The 16099-nt window shown below is 69.7% G+C and carries 11 protein-coding genes and 1 pseudogene; 5 read left to right on the top strand and 7 right to left on the bottom strand.

Features of this window, described 5'->3' with window-relative positions; translation table 11 throughout:
• A pseudogene (locus ACIBVN_RS52955) lies at positions 1–411 on the top strand (hypothetical protein); the annotation flags it as partial.
• A gap of 699 nt (positions 412–1110) precedes the next feature.
• Positions 1111–1338, top strand: a complete 228-nt coding sequence (locus tag ACIBVN_RS52950) for a hypothetical protein (RefSeq protein ID WP_397149203.1) — start codon at positions 1111–1113, stop codon at positions 1336–1338.
• 73 nt (positions 1339–1411) lie between these two features.
• Here the strand turns inward: ACIBVN_RS52950 and ACIBVN_RS52945 are convergent, their stop codons facing one another.
• The 7 genes from ACIBVN_RS52945 to ACIBVN_RS52915 all read right to left on the bottom strand — a co-directional run bounded on the left by ACIBVN_RS52945 (position 1412) and on the right by ACIBVN_RS52915 (position 11568).
• Positions 1412–1600: a dihydrofolate reductase family protein gene (locus ACIBVN_RS52945; RefSeq protein ID WP_397149199.1), complete on the bottom strand. Its 189-nt coding sequence runs from the start codon at positions 1598–1600 to the stop codon at positions 1412–1414.
• Positions 1601–1732: 132 nt separating this feature from the next.
• The gene (locus ACIBVN_RS52940) at positions 1733–2314 is read right to left on the bottom strand and encodes a hypothetical protein (protein ID WP_397149197.1); all 582 of its coding nucleotides are present in this window, start codon (positions 2312–2314) and stop codon (positions 1733–1735) included.
• Entirely contained in the window at positions 2311–3021 is a 711-nt protein-coding gene (locus ACIBVN_RS52935; protein WP_397149195.1) for a hypothetical protein, read from the bottom strand. Before ACIBVN_RS52935 ends, ACIBVN_RS52940 begins: the two co-directional genes overlap by 4 nt.
• Positions 3018–4055 (bottom strand): hypothetical protein, encoded by a 1038-nt coding sequence (locus ACIBVN_RS52930; RefSeq protein WP_397149194.1) that lies wholly within the window; start codon positions 4053–4055, stop codon positions 3018–3020. The genes ACIBVN_RS52935 and ACIBVN_RS52930 overlap by 4 nt, the downstream gene beginning before the upstream one ends.
• 98 nt (positions 4056–4153) lie before the next feature.
• Positions 4154–4792 carry a hypothetical protein gene (locus tag ACIBVN_RS52925; RefSeq protein ID WP_397149192.1) on the bottom strand — a complete coding sequence of 213 codons (639 nt, stop codon included), beginning with the start codon at positions 4790–4792 and terminating at the stop codon, positions 4154–4156.
• 72 nt (positions 4793–4864) lie between these two features.
• A complete protein-coding gene (locus ACIBVN_RS52920; RefSeq protein WP_397149190.1) occupies positions 4865–10066 on the bottom strand; it encodes a ThuA domain-containing protein in 5202 nt (1733 codons plus the stop codon).
• A gap of 221 nt (positions 10067–10287) precedes the next feature.
• Positions 10288–11568, bottom strand: a complete 1281-nt coding sequence (locus ACIBVN_RS52915; RefSeq protein ID WP_397149188.1) for an ROK family protein — start codon at positions 11566–11568, stop codon at positions 10288–10290.
• 242 nt (positions 11569–11810) lie between these two features.
• Here ACIBVN_RS52915 and ACIBVN_RS52910 point away from each other — a divergent pair, with 242 nt between their 5' ends.
• The 3 genes from ACIBVN_RS52910 to ACIBVN_RS52900 all read left to right on the top strand — a co-directional run bounded on the left by ACIBVN_RS52910 (position 11811) and on the right by ACIBVN_RS52900 (position 16071).
• On the top strand, positions 11811–13133 hold the full coding sequence (locus ACIBVN_RS52910) for an ROK family protein (protein WP_397149186.1): 1323 nt from the start codon (positions 11811–11813) through the stop codon (positions 13131–13133).
• Between the two features lie 387 nt (positions 13134–13520).
• Positions 13521–15074, top strand: coding sequence for a sugar ABC transporter ATP-binding protein (locus ACIBVN_RS52905; RefSeq protein WP_397149184.1), 1554 nt, complete (start codon positions 13521–13523; stop codon positions 15072–15074).
• Positions 15061–16071 carry an ABC transporter permease gene (locus ACIBVN_RS52900; RefSeq protein WP_397149182.1) on the top strand — a complete coding sequence of 337 codons (1011 nt, stop codon included), beginning with the start codon at positions 15061–15063 and terminating at the stop codon, positions 16069–16071. Before ACIBVN_RS52905 ends, ACIBVN_RS52900 begins: the two co-directional genes overlap by 14 nt.
• The last annotated feature ends 28 nt before the right edge of the window (positions 16072–16099 follow it).

The raw sequence follows: 16099 nt of genomic DNA, 5'->3' as shown, positions 1-16099 counted from the left end.
CTGCTCGCGTGGCTCTCGACCCACGTGGGTCCCGGCCCGCACGTGTTCACCTGCCACGTGAGCGACGGAGCGCACGACCCCCTGGAGGTTGTCGCGGAGGTCGAGCTCGGGAAGAACGCGATGAGAGCCATGAGCATGGAGATCACGGCCTTGTCCCTGATGCTGAGCTTCGCCCGGGCTGCCAAAGCCGAGGGCAGCGTCATCATGCGTTCTCTCACCTTCGAAACCGATCCGAACAGCGGATTGCCCATAAAGATCGTCCGAGGCTGGGCCATCGTGGAAGGAATCCTCCGTCCCCTGACGGCCACCGAGATCATGACGGCTTCCCGCACCCATCCGCGCACCGGAGATTCTCTACCTCCCGAGTCTGCGGTCGAATACGTCGACTCTCACGAGCCTTTCGAACAGTGAGTGCTCGGCGCCCTCTTGCCCATGCTCTGGTCTGTCATGGCACGTCAGCCATGTGGTGTGCGGCCCGCCGACGCCGCGGGGTCGACGGCCGCATCGCTGGCCCGGCCAGTCCCCGTCGTACAGCGCCCGGACCGCAGGGTCGAGGAACGCGGCACGCACCGCGTCGACATGCTGATCGGCTGTTCGGTGGTCGCCGCTGCGTGCAAGCTCCGGGCATGGTCGGTGACGGACGTGCGGTCACCCCTGGTGGTGCGCTCAAACCGACGCTGGTGCCGGAAGCTGCGGCGGCGGTCAGCGTGCGGTGTCCGCGCCCATCAAGCCCTGGCCCAAGCGGCTCCACTACGCGCCGTCCCGAATCCGATCACAGATCCGAACCGTATCGCCAACCTGAGCATACGCCGGCGAGATCGGCTCGGAGGGGTTCTCACATGCCGGTTTACCTGGATGGATGGAGTTCTCGGCAGGCGCAGAGCCGAATGACCTGCACGGATGGCATTATCGGCAGGGGCAGAGTTCGAGAACGGCTCTCGCGCCGCTGCACCATCCCGTAAAGGACCGTAGCGGGACTTCCCGGCAGCATGCCTCCTGAGAAGGGCCGGTGCCGCGGCTCCGGTCCGACGAGAGATCTGGCTCTAAGAGCTCGATCCCGCCGAAGACGGCGTCGGTGATCCCGTCGAGGATCGCGTCCTTGTTCACGACGTGGTGGTACAGCGACATGGCCTTGACGCCGAGCCGCTCTGCGACATCGCACACCTCCTCGAGGAGGCGCGGCTTGTGGCGTTCAAGCTGATCGAGTCGGCCTGGGCCCGCGGGCGTGCGGTCAACGCCCCTCACCTCGTCGCTCTGGTCCGCGCCAGGGTGAAGTTCCGCAAGGGCAAGATCATCGAGCGGCCCGAGCTGTCGCGGAGCAGCCAGCAGCTGCATTAAAGCTCTGATCCACAGGTATTGACGATTGCTCCCGTGGTGGGCGGGTGCGGCGTAACAGCGCGCAACGGCGTCGTCAGAGGATGTCGTAGGTCAGGTGCGTCGCGGGCGAGGTCGAGATCACGCTCCGCTGCACCAGCGTGCGCGGCGCCGCACCGGTGAACAGCGGCGTCCCGGAGCCCAGCACGACGGGCGCGAGGCGCAGCGTCAGCGCGTCGACCAGCCCGGCGTCGATGGCTGAGGCGATCGTGGCGCCGCCGCCCATCGGGACGACGCCGAGATCCTGGCCGTGCCAGGGGGGCGGAACGAGGTTGCTCAGCCCACCCTCTCCAGCCCCGGCGAGGTCCTGGTCGGTTGCGCCCTTCTGCTGTATTCGCCAATCTCCGGCCGGCCGAATTCAGCGCCGGACGCCCATGCGGTGCCGCCAGACGAGGGCGATCAAGGCCGCGAGGGCGACGAGCGGCACCAGGACGATGATGCCCATCTTGAGGGGAGTCCCCATCGCACCTTGGTCGTCCATCACGGTCGCCGGCGCGGCGGTCTTGTTCCGCGCGGGCGCCGTCGCCTGGCCTGTTGCGGGGGCGGTCGCCGCCACGGGTGAGGCGGCGATGACGCCCGCCTTCACCTTCACCGTCGCTTTCGCCTTGGAGGGCTCGGTCGCGGTCACGGTGACCCGCCATTCGCCGCTCGGCAGCGGCTCGGCGGAGTGGTAGAGGTTCTGGCCCTCGGGCCCCGACCTGAGCGGCACCGGCCCGAAGGAACGGCCGTCTGCCGAGGTCGCCTTCAGCGTGGCCTCGACGATCTCCGTTACGGGATGGCCGTCCTTCTTGTACGTGACCAGCACGTTGACGTTGTCGGCGCCGTCTCCCGTCACCTCCAGCTTGATCGGCCCCCCGTGGGCGGAGGCCGCCGGTGCGCCGAGCACCAGCGTGAGCCCGGCCAGCAGGACGGTGAGGACGTATGCCGGTGCCTTGTTCACGAGTCGTGACTCCCCTCGGGTTCGGTGTCGGGGGTGAGCGCCCCTTCGCCGGGTGATGTCGGTAGGAACACGTGCTGGTGGCCGTAGCCCGCGTCGATGTTCACGGCGTCGAGAGCGGTCGCTCCGATCGACCAGGTGAAGAGCGCGTCGGCGCGTTGCCGTACGGCCAGTTCCATGGCGGCGGCGCGGGCCGGTCCTGGCAGACCCCGCGCGGCCGCGTAGGTGTCGACGGTCGTGGCGAGCTGCCGTACGGCGGAGGCGAGACTCGACCGCGCCACGTTGGTGGCGGTCTCACCGGACGGCGGGTCGGCGAAGCCTTGGACCGCCGCGGCGGCCGCCTGCTGCCAGGACTCGACGTCGGCGGCGGTCACCGCGGCGGGTCCCGTGGTGGCGTCGGCCGGCATGGCCCGGCTCAGCCCGTCGAGCACGGGGAGGAGCCGGGCCCGCGTGCTGCGGGCCAGCTCGGTCAGGGTCTTGATCTGCGTTCTGTCGCGGAGGGCGGACTCGGCACGGAGGCGGTCGGCCGTCTGCTCGATCGAGTCCGGCCGGGTCAGCGTGAACACCACACCGCCGGCGAGGATCGCGCCGAGCGCGAACGCGACCGCGAGGGCGAGCACGCGGGCCCACGTCGCACCCTGTGCGGGGGCCGGTTGCCTTGGTCGGTTGATGGTCGCCACCTCCTGAGGGCGGATGTCGATGGCGCTCACGCCTCCTGAGGCGTGCCTTTGCCGTGGAGCATGATCAGCTTCTTGATGCGCCTGCGGCGCCAGGCGGCGACCAGCCGGATGGCGAAGGGGGCGAGGACGAGGAGGACGAGGAGGGCGAGCTGCGGCCACGGCAGGGCCCAGACCGTGGTGTCGATGGCCGTCCGCTGGGCGGTGACGCCCGGGATCGGCTTGCCCGCGGGGGAGGGGATCACCGTGACCGTCGTGCCGACGGGACCCAGCGGCCAGGCGCCGGGCACCCGTGCGACGAACGTGCGGCTGCCGCCCGGCATGAGCTCCCTGGCCTTGGCCGCGGACGGGTCACTCCAGTTGTTCTCGCCCACGAACGTGGACGTCAGGACCCGGTTGTCCGCGACCAGCCGGACGTTGCCGACGTTGGTCACGGTGTAGGTCACCTCGACGGATCCGGCGGCGAAGGGATTCCACGATCCCGTGTACTCGGCTTGCACGTCGGTTACTGCCACCTTGGCCACATAGTCGCCGGTGACGCGGATGTTCAGGCGGACGCCCACCCGGTTCTGGACCCGTACCTGGCCGGAGACGGTCTCCAGGGACGCGGTCACACCTGCGGGGTGATCGCCAGGCGTCGCGTTCTGGGGGATCGACACCGTCACCGGCACGACGGAGGTGGCGCCGGCGGCGATGGTCACCTTCTCGGGAACCGCTATCCAGGAGCCGCCGTCGGTCGGTTTCGCGTCCGAAGGCCGCATGTCGAAGTAGCCCTTGGCGGTCAGGTAGCCGTCGTTGGCGTCGATGGCGAAGTCGACCGGCTGAGTGGAGCGGTTGATGACCGCCACATGCTCGACCACCTGCTGTCCGCCGGCGAGTTCGAGGTCGATGGCGCTGCGGCCGTCAGGACCCTCGGCGTTGGCCGGAACGACCGACCAGGTGGTGTCGGCGTCGGACGGGGTCGCGAACGCGACCGTGGTGCCCAGGACGGCGACCAGCAGGGCAACGCCGACAGCGGGTAAGGCGGCGAGGCGGGCGAGGGCGCCTCGCGAACGGCTTGTGGTCAACAGAGGTGTCTCCAGTCTCATCGTGGTCGTCCGGGACCTGCGCCAGGCCGGCGCAGGTCCCGGGCGCCCACAGCGGGCGATGGCGTCCTGCCTCCGGTTCAGGACTGGTTGAAGAGGGAAAGCGTCAGAGTCGTGTGGTACTCGCCGGCGGCGACGTCGGCGGGAGTGCGCAGCGCGAGGTCGGCGTTGACCTGCCAGGTGCCGATCTCGTCGGCGGAGTTCGCCGTCGAGACCAGCAGCTCCTGCCCCTGCAGGCCGACGGTGGGCGCTCCCGAGCCGTCTGAGATGACGCTGGAGACGGGCTCACCGGCCGCCACCGCCCCGGAGGAGGAGTCGCTCAGCAGGCGCGGCCGCCAGCCCAGGTACTGCGGGCCGATGGGCGGCGCCGAGCCGCTCGTCGCGGTGAATTCGCCGGCCTGGCCGACGACCGCCCAGAAGTCACCGGCGGGGATGTCCTCGGGACGGCGGGTGTCGGTCACCGTGACCGTCGGCAGGGTGCCGACGAACTGGCGGGCGGCGGCGTTGGAGCCGTTCTCCTGCAAGGCCACTCCGCCGTTGTCGGCGACGGTCATGGACACCTGGCCGGGAGTGGTGTTGGGTTCGATCGTCACCGACACGTCGATGCCGTTGTCGGGGTCGTCGTCCGCCGCCGCGGGACCGGCCACGCCGACGCCTGCGGCGAGCGCGACACCGAGCATCGCCGCGGCGAGTATCGGCGTAGTCCTGTTCATTTTCATGTGTTCGCTCCATCGAGGGGGGTGGGGCCGGTCGGCTGCTCGGCCGGCCGGCCCCGGTTCTGCTGTCGGCGGTCAGCGGCAGCTGATCGCCGGGTAGGCGGCGTCGTAGGACGAGGTGACCTGCTCGCCGCCGATCGTCGCGGTCCCCTTCACGGTCACCGTGCCCGCGTCGATCTGCCCGGCCCGGCTGTTGAAGGACTGGTACGCCTGCTTGCCCGGGGCCACGTCGGCCACGGTCTTCGAACCGAACGGGGTGGTCAGCGTCACCGTCGCCGGCACGTCCGAGCCGTTGACGGCCGTGACCGCCACGTACGCCGAGGTGCCGATGCAGCGGGACGAGGCGGAGACCGTCAGCTTGACCTGCGGCGCGGACGCCGAGATCGTCAGCGTCAGCGTCTTGGCCTCTTCGAGGTTGCCCGCCTTGTCGGCCGAGCGGTACTTCAGCTCGTGCTGCCCGTCGCCGGTCACGGTGACCGGTGCGGTGTAGGCGGTCCAGTCGCCGCCGTCGAGCTGGTACTCGGTCTTGTCGACCCCGCTGCCGCCCTCCTCGTCGGTGGCCTTCAGCGTGACCGACACCGGACCGGTGAACGTGCCGCCCGCCGGCTGCTCCGGATCGGTCGTCGCCGTCGTCACCGGCGCGGTCTTGTCCTGGTCCGAGCCTGCCTTGGTCAGGTGGAAGTAGTCGAACGTGACCGTCTTCGACGCCGACTGGTTGGTGCCGATGGCGTACACGCCGACCTTCGCGCCGGTGGCCACCGCAGTGTTCGCCACCGTCGCGGAGAGATCCGTCCAGGTCTGGCCGTCGGAGGAGTAGGAGCCGGTGAAGGTGGTGCCCGCCTTCTTCAGCCGCAGCCACCACACGCCGCTGGTGAGGTTGTTCACCTGCGGCTGCGGGTTCTGCACGGTGCCGCCGACCTCGCTGCGCAGTTCGATGCTCCGCGCCACCGTCGAGCCTGCCGCGTTGGTGGTGAGGAAGTCGAGCTTCACGTAGTCGTCGTCGCCGGTGTACACCATCAGGCCGCCCTGCTGGTACTGCTCGTTGAGCGCAGAGGCGTCCACCTTGGTCTCCAGCGTCCAGTCGCCGCCCGGCGCCGTCTGCAGGATGAAGTTCTTCGGGCCGCTGTTGCCGGTCCCGTAGATGTCACCGGTCGTGGTGTCGAGCTCCAGCTTGCCGTCGCCGACACGCGCCGCCGTGGCGTCGGGGCGCACGACCGCGTTCCAGCGGCAGGAGTCGAGCGCGGTGCCGTCGAACTCGTCGTCCGGGTCCGGCACCGTCGCCTTGTCGTCCGGCGTGATGTGGAACCAGTCGAAGGACGCGTCCACCACCGGGTGGTTGGCCCCGGCCAGCGAGATCAGGCCGATCTTGGGGTTGGCGATCCCGGCGAGCGGCTTGGTCTGCGGCATCGCGGTGAACGTGGTGCCGTCCGAGGAGTAGTGGGCGGTGATGTTGGTGCCGTCGCTGACGAACCGCACGTACACCGTGTCGGGGTAGGAGTCCCCGAGGTTGGCCGTGTTGCTCTGCGACACCTCGTTCGGGCTGCCGTTCTCCTCTCTGATGAACTGGAAGATGCGGCTGGCGTGGTTGGGACCCGAGGTCGACCGCGCCTGGAGCACCATCTTGGCGTAGTTGTCGTCGTCGCCGTAGATGATCAGGCCCGCCTGCTGGTACGCGTCACGCGCGTCCAGCGTGAGCTTGGCGGTGGCGGTCCAGGCACCAGACGGCGCCGGCTGCAGGACGATGTTCGGCGTGTTGCCGCCCGTGCTGTAGATGTCGGTGGTCGAGGTCGGGATCACGAGCTTGCCGTCCGCGACCTTGAGGTCCTGGTTCTCCCGGATGACCGACCAGCGGTCACGGTCGAGCTGGCTGCCCAGGAAGTTGTCGGAACGGCCGGTGAAGCACACCGTGGCCGCCGCGTCCACCTTGACCGGGACCTGCGCGGTGGCCGACGCGCCCTTGGCGTCGGTCGCGGTCACCACGGCCGTGTAGCTGCCCGGCGCGGTGTAGGTGTAGCTCGCCTCGGCCGTGGTGGGCTCCGGCGCGCCGGTCACCCCGAAGTTCCACTTGTAGGTGACCGCGTCGCCTTCGGGGTCGGTGGCGGTCGCCTTGAAGTCGACCTTCAGCGGAGCGACGCCCGTCGCCGGGGTCGCCGTCGCCGTCACGGCCGGATGCTCGTTGTCCGTGGCGCCCTTGCCGACGAAGTCGACCCAGTTGAAGTTGGCCAGGTAGGCGTTGTCGGCCGCGCTCGCCGGCTTGCGCACGACGAAGTACAGCGGTCCGCTCTCGGTCGGTGGGCTGGTCAGGTCGAGTGTGACGTCGGTGAACGTCTGCCAGCCGCCGGTGGGCGTCACGTCGACCGAGCCGACCAGCGTGCCGGTCTCGGGGTTGCCCGCCCGGACCTGCACGGTCCCGCCGGCGCCGCCCGAGGAGGCCCGGAGCCGGATCGCGGTGACGTTCGTCAGGCTCACCGGGTCGAACGACCACCAGTCGCCGTCCTGGACGAACCCGATGTGCTGGTTGCCGCCCTGGGTGTCGGTCGTGGTCTCCGCCTGGACACCTGCAGCGTCGGTGCCCTTGCCGTCGGGCACCCGGCCGGTCTGCGAGAAGTGCTCGGCCTGCTTGCGCTTGGGCTGCAGGAGGACCTGGCCCCGCCCGGTCAGCGGCTTGGCGCCGCCGGCGCCGCCGTCGGTGTAGCTGGCCTCGATGGCGTAGAAGAGGTTGTCGTACTCGCCGTGGCCCACCAGCTGGGTCTGCAGGGTGCCCTCACAGCCCTTGAGCTGGTCGAGCGGGTGGGGGTGGCTGTCGTGACCGAGGATCGCCTGGATCTGGACCTTGTCGCAGTCGATCGTGCCGTCCTCGGGGTCGGTGACGGTGACCTTGAACTTCACCTGGTCGCCGAACTCGAAGAAGGCGCCGTTCGGCGGGACGTTCACCGAGACGGTGGGACGGGTGTTGCCCGCGCTGATCGCCACGCTGGCGTTGGCGGTCTTGCCGTCGGGGGTCTTGACGGTCAGGACCACGCTGTAATCGCCCCCCTGCTCGTAGGTGAAGGTGGGGTTGGGGTCGGTGGAGTCGGTGTCACCGTCACCGTCGAGGTCCCAGGCGTAGGTGAGCGTCTTGCCGTCCGGGTCCCGGCTGCCCTCGCTGGAGAACTTGACCGCCAGCGGCAGGGGCCCGTCGGTCTTGTCGGCCGTGGCACGGGCGATCGGCGGGCGGGTGCCCTTGGCGTACTCGATGCGGTAGATGCCGGAGTCGGCGTTGTCGCCGCCGAAGCCGGAGCCCCACTCGATCATGTACAGCGCGCCATCCGGGCCGAACTTCATGTCCATCGGCTTCTTGAACTGCAGCGAGCCGAGGATCGGGTTCATCTCGACGAGCTTGGTGCCGGTCTCGTCGAGCTGGAACGACCACACCTTGTCGTTGTTCCACTCACCGAAGACGGCCTTGCCGTCCCAGTACGCCGGCCACTTCACGTCCGACTGCAGGTTCGGGTCGGAGCGGTAGACCGGGCCGCCCATCGGCGCGCCGCCGCTCAGCTCCGGGAAGTTCTGCGGGTCGGCCGCGTAGTGGTACCAGATCGTCGCCGGGATCACCGGCGGCAGGCTGGTCAGGCCGTCGTTGTTGGGCGAGTCGTTGACCGGCGCGGCACAGTTGAACGGCGACCCCGACTGCTTGGTGGCGAAGTTGTAGTCGACGTACGGGGTGTTGTTGCCGACGCAGTACGGCCAGCCCAAGTTGCCCGGCTTCGAGACGAGGTTCCACTCGACCGTGTTCTGGGGGCCCCGGGTGGGGCTCGCCGAGCTGGCGTCGGGACCGTACTCGCCGAGCATGATGTTGCCGGTCTTGGGGTCGAGACCGATGCGGAAGGGGTTGCGCAGGCCCATGCCGTAGATCTCCGGCTTGGTCTTCGCCGTGCCCGGCGCGAACAGGTTGCCGGACGGGATGGTGTAGGTGCCGTCGGCCTCGGGGTGGATCCGCAGCAGCTTGCCGCTGAGGCTGTTGGTGTTGCCCGAGGTGCGCTGGGCGTCCCAGCTGGAGCGGCCCGACTGCTCGTCGATCGGCGTGTAGCCGTCGGAGGCGAACGGGTTGGTGTTGTCGCCCGTGCCCAGCCACAGATTGCCGGTCTTGGGGTCCATCACCATGCCGCCGCCGTGGTGGCAGCATTCGGCCCGCTGCACCGGGACGTCGAGGATCTTCTTCTCGCTCGTCAGGTCCACGGTGTCACCGGTGACGGTGAACCTGCTCAGCCGGTCGACGTTCGTGCCGGTGGGGGAGTAGTAGAGATACACCCAGTGGTTGGAGTCGAAGCCGGGGTCGAGCGCCAGCCCGAGCAGGCCGCTCTCGTTGGCGGTGAAGACGTTCAGCTTCGCCGCCGTCACCGTGCCGCCTGCAGGCTTGATGATCTTGACCTCGCCGAGCCGGTCGATGTAGAAGACCCGGCCGTCCTTGGCGACGTCCACCATCATCGGGTTCGACGTGTTGTCGTCGAGGGTGACCTTCTCGAAGCTCCCGCTCTGCGAGGCCGAGCAGTCGGCCTTGACCGCGCCGGCGGCGGTCTGGATGCCGCCGAGCAGCAGCTTCAGGAAGTTCGGCTCACTGTAGTTCTCCTTGAGGTGGCCGAGCCCGGTGTACCACGAACGGCCGCCGTCGTAGTCCTGACACCACGTGTTCGGGTGATCGGCGCCCATCGTGGCGCCGGTGTAGGACTTCTCGTCCATCGACGTCAGCACGTGGACCGTGCTGCGCGGGTTCGCCTGATAGTCGTACCACTCGTCGGTACGGGTCCAGGTCGTCGGGAGATCCTTGGTCGCCGGGTGGGCCGGGTCCTCGACCTTGACCGTGGCCTGCTGGATCGCCGGGTGCTGCTTGAAGTACGCCCCGACCAGCTTGCCGTACCAGGCCCAGTTGTAGCCGCTGTCGGCGGCGGCGTGGACGCCCACGAAGCCGCCGCCGCCCTGGATGTAGCGCTGGAAGGCGTCCTTCTGGGCCTGCGTGCCCAGCGGGTCACCGGTCGTGGACATGAAGACCACGGCCTGGTACTGCGCCAGGTTCTGGTCGGTGAACAGGGCGCTGTCCTCGGTCGTGTCGACCGCGAAGTTGTTCTCCTGGCCGAGCTTCTGCACGGCCGCGATGCCCTCGGGGATCGAGTCGTGCCGGAAGCCGGTCGTCTTCGAGAAGACGAGCACCTTGAAGGCGGGCTCCGCCGCCGTGGCGGCCTCGGCGCTCACGGGCGCCGCAAGGAGCGTGAGGAAAGGGGCGACGAGGGCTAAGGCCATCGTGGTAGCGGTTTGACGTCTCGGGCGTCGTCCGCTTTCTGGCAGGACCGCGTTGAGCAGCCCCACCGCCTGCGCCCATATTCGAGGACGTGGTGACATGGAAAACCCTTCCTGACCGGGGGGACGTCAGGCAAGGCGCGCGCCGCCGCGCTTGTTGCCACTTAGGTGGTAGCGGATGTTGCGGGTTGCTGGAGGGTGCCGTCTCCAGGTCTGTGGGGCCGTCAGTGAAGTGCCGGCCTGGGGAGCGAATCCATGATCGTCGTCGGGTCGTCGATGAGGTGGTTCACCACCATGCTCGCGGCGCCGCGGGAGGCGGCACCGAAACCGAGCGTGGAGGCGACGAATCGGCACTGGGCGGCGGGAGCGGCCACCACGAGCCGTTGCAGCTGATCTTGCGCGTGCGGTAGCAGCCACTGGGCCAGAGAGGCGAAGTAGCCGCCGATGACGATCACTCGCGGGTTGAACAGGTTGGCCAGGATCGAGCCGCCGAGCCCGAGCCACTCGCCGACCTGCGCCACCGCCATCATCATCCGCCGGTCTCCCGAGGCCAGGCCCCTGGCGATGTCGGCCACCCGTTCGCCGGGATCGGGGACCGGCATGCCGGGCAACCCGTACGCCTGCTCGGGCATGGCCGCGCGGACAAGTGCGGCCAGGCCGACCTTGGTCTCCCAGCAGCCGATGCGGCCACAGCCGCACTGGTCGCCGTTCGGGTCGACCCGCAGATGTCCGACCTCGCCGGAGAATCCGTCCGCTCCGCGCAGCAGTTCGCCGCCGGAGATGATGCCGCCGCCGACGCCCACCTCTCCAGTGAGATAGACGAGGTGGGGCGTGCCGGCGGCGACGCCGGAGGTGTATTCGGCCAGGGCGGCGAGGTTCGCGTCGTTGTCCACCCGTACCGGCACGCGCGGCCGGCCGAGTATGGCGCCCAGCCGCTCGGCCAGGGGCAGGTCGCGCCAGTGGAGGTTCGGTGCGAGTGTCACGACGCCGCGTGTCACGTCCACGAGTCCGGGGACGGCCACCGCGATGCCGGTCGGGACTGCTCCGGCCCGCCGCATCGCCTCCACGGCCTCCTTGGCCACGAGCCCGAGTCGGCGCACGGCGCTGTCCGGGCCACTGCCCATCGCGTCGTGGACCACCCGGCGCTCGACCAGGCTCCGGCCGCTCAGGTCGGTGCCGTGGACCGCGATGTAGTCGACGTTGATCTCCATGCCCAGGGCGCCGACGTGCGCGCCGTGCAGCGCCACCGCCCGTCTGGGACGCCCGATCGCGCCCACGTGCTCGACACCGACCTCCCGCACCAGCCGCCGTTCCAGGAGCTCGGCCATGAGGTTGGAGACGGTGGCCCGGTGCAGCCCGGTCGCCTGCGCGATCTCGGCACGGGACAGGGACCTGTGGTCGCGCAGCTCGCGCAGCACCAGCGAGAGGTTCGCCCGGCGCAGCGTGGCAGGACCCGTCGGCGCGGCGCCGCCCGGGGCGCGGGAGCGGGACGCCCTGTACGTCACCGGCACCACCTGCCCCTTTGTTTGTCTCTGAGATCAATTAATCAGGGTTGTAACACGGCGATGTCGGACCACGCACCCCTCAGGTTCGTAACGAGTTGGCATCGCTCACTTCCGTGCACTTCAGCCACGTTTCGCACCCCAGTTATCGGAACGTTACGCAAAATGCGAACGATTTAATACTTGTGCCCGCAGGAAGTCGTGCCTTTAATTCGGCTAGCCATCCGAACTAATCGAGGAGGAGCGTGGACCACAGCCGGTCCGACGGCCACGCGACCGACTCGATGAGTCGCGGCGGATCCGCGGGAGTTCCCGCGGATCAGGCCACCGTGCGCCGTTCCAACCTCGCCCTCGTGCTGCGTCACGTCAGCGCGCGCGGCCCGTGCACCCGGTCGGCCGTCGCCGCGGCGACCGGGCTGAACAAGGCCACCGTCACCAGTCTGGTGAGCGAGTTGCAGGCGCGCGGGCTGGTCATGGAGATGGGGCCGCAGCACGCCGGCTCCGTCGGCCGCCCGGGTGTCGCGCTCACCCTGGACGGCTCCCGGGTCGGCGCCCTCGGCATGGAAGTCAACGTCGACTACATCGCCGCGATCGCCACTGACCTGGCCGGCAGGGTGATCATCGACCGGCGAATCGGTTTCGACGCCATGGGCTCCGGCCTGGAACGCTCACTAAGCGAGCTCGCCCGCATGGCCGAGAGGACCGTCGCCGACCTGGACCGGCTCGGGATCACGCCGGCCGGGATCACCGTGGCCGTCCCCGGCCTGATCGACACCACCACCGGCACCGTCGTCGTCGCCCCGAACCTCGGCTGGCGCGGGGTGGCGGTCGCGGAGCGGCTGTCCCGCGCGAACATCGCCGCGGACATCCCCGTCGCGGTGGACAACGACGCCAACCTCGCCGCTCTCGCCGAGTACACCTCGGGCGTCGCAGCGGGCACCTCCGACCTGGTCTACCTCACAGGCGAGGTGGGCATCGGCGGCGGCGTCATCGCCGGCGGCCGGCTGCTGGGCGGAGCGGACGGATTCGCGGGGGAGGTCGGCCACGTCATGATCGATCCCTCCGGCGAGTCGTGCCGCTGCGGCCGGGTCGGCTGCTGGGAGACCAAAGTCGGGCTGGCCGCGCTGGTCCGCATGGCCACACCTGACCGCGCGTACGGTACCGGCCCGCAGGTCGTCCGCGACCCGGAGGAGCGGCTGGCCGAGATCGAGCAGCGACGGGCCGAAGGAGATCCCCGCGTCGACGCCGCCGCCGCGGAGGTGGGCCGGTGGCTCGGAATCGGGGCGGCCATGCTGGTCAACCTCTTCAACCCACGGGTGATCGTGCTGGGCGGGTACTTCGCGCGACTCGCCGACCTGCTCATCCCCGCGGCGCAGCAGGCGTTGGCACGCCTGGGCATGAGCGACGCCGTCGAGCGCTGCCGGTTCGTCGCCTCCGACCTCGGCTTCGGCGCCGCCTCACGCGGAGCGGCCGGAGTCGTCGTCGAGCGAGCACTGTCCGACCCCACAAGCATCTCGATCCGAACGTCTCCAACCATCGGGGTCATCGAGGGAACCCCGATGGCCTGATCGCCACAGTCAGCCTGACCCGCGTGTCCGCCACGCGGTCCCGATCTACCGCCCGCTACCTGAACCTCCCGTCCGCCTGACCGTCCTGTTCCGCACCGCCTCGGCACATCCCGCCCATCTCGCGTGCCGCGGCCATGGGGCATGCGGTCAGGCGGACGGGAAACCCCGTGCCCCTTTTCCCGTGCCCTTTCCCCACTCAGAACGTCCCGCCCGCCTGATCGGTCGCCCGGAGCCGCACCGGCACCGTTGACGCCGACCTCGGTGCCGTCGCGGCGGTGCCAACCGGCGCCGTCAGGCGGGCGGGGCAACCAGGCGGGCACGGCCACACCGTAACCAAGGGAGGCCCCTGTGCCGCGGTCACCATCCGACTCGTCATCGCTGCTCGTGATGCGAGGAATCGTCAAGCAGTTCCCGGGCGTGCGCGCCTTGGACGGTGTGAACCTTGAGGTCAGAGCCGGAGAGGTGCACTGCCTGCTCGGCCAGAACGGCGCCGGGAAGTCCACGCTCATCAAGATCCTGTCCGGTGCCCACGAACCCGACGAGGGCGAAGTGCTGCTCGACGGCTCGCCCGTACGGCTGGCGCCGCCGACCGCGGCGATGGGTCACGGGATCGCTACCATCTACCAGGAGCTCGACCTTGTGGATGGGTTGAGCGTGACGGAGAACATCTTCCTCGGTCACGAGCCGGCGACCTTCGGCTTCTCCCGCCGGGCCGAGGGCGACCGGGCGACGGCTGAGCTGCTCGAGCGGCTGGGGCACGGCGAGATCCGCCCTCGGACCGAGGTGGGCCGGCTGTCGCCGGCTCACAAGCAGATCGTCAGCATGGCCAGGGCGCTGTCACACTCGGCCCGGCTGATCATCATGGACGAGCCGTCGGCCGCGCTGGACCACGACGAGGTCGGCAACCTGTTCCGGGTGATCCGCGACCTCACCTCCCAGAGGGTGGCGGTGATCTACATCTCCCACCGGCTGGAGGAGATCCGCGAGATCGGCGACCGGGTCACCGTGCTGAAGGACGGGCGCACGGTCGCGGTGGGGCTGGCGGCCAAGGACACCCCGACCTCGAAGATCGTGGCGCTGATGACCGGCCGCAACGTCGAGTACGTCTTCCCGCCCCGGCCCCGCAGGACCGCCCCCGAGGAGCGGACCGAGGTGCTGCGGGTGGAGAACCTGACGCTGCCCGGCCGGTTCGCGGACGTCTCGTTCAGCATCAGAGCCGGGGAGATCGTCGGCCTGGCCGGCCTGGTCGGCTCCGGTCGCAGCGAGATCATCGAGGCGATCTACGGCGCGCGGCGGGCCCGCGGCCGGGTCGTGCTCGACGGGCGGACGGTGCGGCCGGGCAGCACGACCCGCGCGGTGCGGATGGGCATGGGCCTGGCCCCCGAGGAGCGCAAGGCGCAGGCGTTGCTGCTGGACCACCCCGTCGCGCAGAACATCACGCTGGCGAGCCTGAGCCGCTACACCAGGCCGCGGTGGCTGGGCTGGCTCGACCGCCGGACCGAGTTCGCCGAGGCCGAACGGCTGTCGCAGGCGCTGGACATCCGTCCGCCCGATCCGCGCCGGCCGATCAGGACCCTGTCGGGCGGCAACCAGCAGAAGGCGGTGCTGGGACGCTGGCTGGCCGAGGACCGCAAGCTGCTGCTGCTGGACGAGCCCACACGGGGTGTGGACGTCGGCGCCCGGGCCGAGCTGTACGTGCTGGTGCGCAAGCTCGCCGACGACGGCATCGGCGTGCTGCTGGTGTCCAGCGAGGTGCCCGAGGTGCTGGGCCTGGCCGACCGGGTGCTGGTCATCCGCGAGGGCCGGATCGTCCATGAGGCACCGGCCGAGGACCTGGACGAGCACCGGGTGCTCGACCTGGTGATGGTCTCCGCAGGACAGAGGCCCGGATCCGATGTGGCGAATCCCCCCACCGAAGGAGCATCGCATGACCGAGGTTGATCGGGCCGCGCCGACAGGTCCGCGATTGAAGGCGGCGGGACCGGGCGGGCGGTTCGGCCGGCTGGGTGAGGTCCGGCATCTGGGACTGGTCGCGGCGTTGATACTGCTGGCGATCGTGGGATTGGTGACGAAGCCGGAGAACTTCGCCACCTCCTCCAACGTGGTGAGCATCCTGGCGCTGGCCTCGACCATCGGGGTGATCACTGTTGGCATGACGTTCGTGATTATCGGTGGTGGCATCGATCTGTCGGTGGGCGCGCTGATGGCGTTGGCGTCGGTGTGGGCGACCACGCTGGCGACCCAGTCCTACGGGCCGGTCGTGATGATCGTGTGCGCGGTGCTGGTGGGCACCGGCGCGGGAGTGGTGAACGGCATCTTGATCGCCTACGGCCGGATGGTGCCGTTCATCGCGACGCTGGCGATGATGGTGGCCGCGCGCGGTCTGGCGCAGCGGATGTCCAACCAGCGCACACAGCTCGTGCAGCAGGACAACTCGATGATCGTGAGCCTGTCGACCACCCGGGTGCTCGGGCTGCCGCTGCTGGTGTACGTGTTCGCGCTGGTGGTGCTGCTCGGCTGGCTGGTGCTCAACCGCACGACGTTCGGCCGGCGCACCTACGCGGTGGGCGGCAACCCCGAGGCCGCCCGCCTGGCCGGCATCGACGTGCGCAAACACACGCTGCTGCTGTACGCCCTGTCGGGGTTGTGCTGCGGGATCGCCGCGGTGCTGATCATGGCCAGGACCACGACCGGATCGTCCACGCACGGCGACCTGTACGAGCTGGACGCGATCGCCGCAGTGATCATCGGCGGGACGCTGCTGAGCGGCGGCCGGGGCACGATCATCGGATCGATCCTCGGTCTGCTGATCTTCACTGTGATCACCAACCTGTTCATCCTGAACGGCCTGAACACCGCCGACCAGCTCATCGCCAAAGGCGCGATCATCGTCGCCGCCGTGCTGCTGCAGCGGCGAAGCCTCAGAACGCACACCTGACACCAGGGCCGGATCGCAAGCCTTCCGG

Origin of the sequence: Nonomuraea sp. NPDC049400 (genome assembly GCF_044466425.1) — a bacterium.
Taxonomy (GTDB): domain Bacteria; phylum Actinomycetota; class Actinomycetes; order Streptosporangiales; family Streptosporangiaceae; genus Nonomuraea.
Note: the sequence above shows the minus strand (reverse complement) of the source record. Positions and strands in the feature narration are given on the sequence as shown.